General features: G+C 73.7%; 1 rRNA gene. It reads right to left on the bottom strand.

Annotation, left to right across the window (positions count from 1 at the left end):
- Positions 1 to 889: 889 nt before the first annotated feature.
- Positions 890 to 961: ribosomal RNA gene (gene rrf, locus C4U03_RS43145) — 5S ribosomal RNA — on the bottom strand; the annotation flags it as partial.

The following is a 961-nucleotide window of genomic DNA, read 5'->3' as shown; positions in this document are numbered from 1 at the left end:
CGCGGACCACCACGGCCTTCGCCTCGGTCCTGCCAGGAATCGCGAGAGCGCCTTTCGTTGCTCTGTCCTCTGTCGTCCCTGTGCGAGGCGCCACGGCCCTCACCGCGATCCCTCCAGGACTCACGGGGACGGCCTTCGTAACCGCGCTCGCGATCATTCCGACGCGGGCCACTGCGGCCTTCGCCGCGGGCGTTCCAGGAGCCTGCGGGGCGATCCTTCGGGCGGCGGTCGTCCCGGGAGGAGCCGCCGGGGCGTTCCCGGGACCAGCGCTCGCCGCCTTCTCCACGCCTGCCGCCCGCCGGTCGCCCGGTGAAGTCGCGCCGTTCCTGTCCGGAGGCTCGGGGGCGGTCCTCCGGGCTGCGCTCCCCAGCGTTCTCGCGGAAACCGCCCTGGGGGCGGCCCGCCGAGCCCGGACGTCGACCCGGCCCATCGAACCGGCGCTCTCCACGAGGCACGCCGGCACCTCCGCCACGGCCCTCGCCGGACCGTGGACGCCAGGAGCCGCGCTCGCCGGAACGCTCCCCTCGCTCCCCCGAAGGCGGGAACCGCCGGCCCTCTCCCGTCCGGCCCTCCGGACGGTCACGCCGGCCGCCGCCCCTCGGCCCGCCAGAGCGCGGTGGCATCCCCCCGTTCCTGCCGCCGCCCGTAGAGGCGCTCCCCCGGCCGGCGGGCGCTCCGCGGTATCCGCCGTTGCCCCGCCCGCTACCACGCCGCTCGCGATCGTCACCGCTGCGACGGTCCTCTTCCGCGCTCATCACGTCCGTCACTGTCGTCGGGTTACTCGATGGACCCTTCCAGCATATTTCGGCGGGTCCATGACATGGGTCGAGGCCGGTTCCGTCCGGGGGTGTGTCCCCCGGGGAACCGGCCCCGACCACTGTATGTATGTGTCCGGCGGTGTCCTACTCTCCCACACAGTCTCCCATGCAGTACCATCGGCGCTGGAGGGCTTAACTACCGG

Origin of the sequence: Thermomonospora echinospora, from assembly GCF_900108175.1 — a bacterium.
In the GTDB taxonomy this organism is placed as follows: domain Bacteria; phylum Actinomycetota; class Actinomycetes; order Streptosporangiales; family Streptosporangiaceae; genus Thermomonospora; species Thermomonospora echinospora.
Note: the sequence above shows the minus strand (reverse complement) of the source record. Positions and strands in the feature narration are given on the sequence as shown.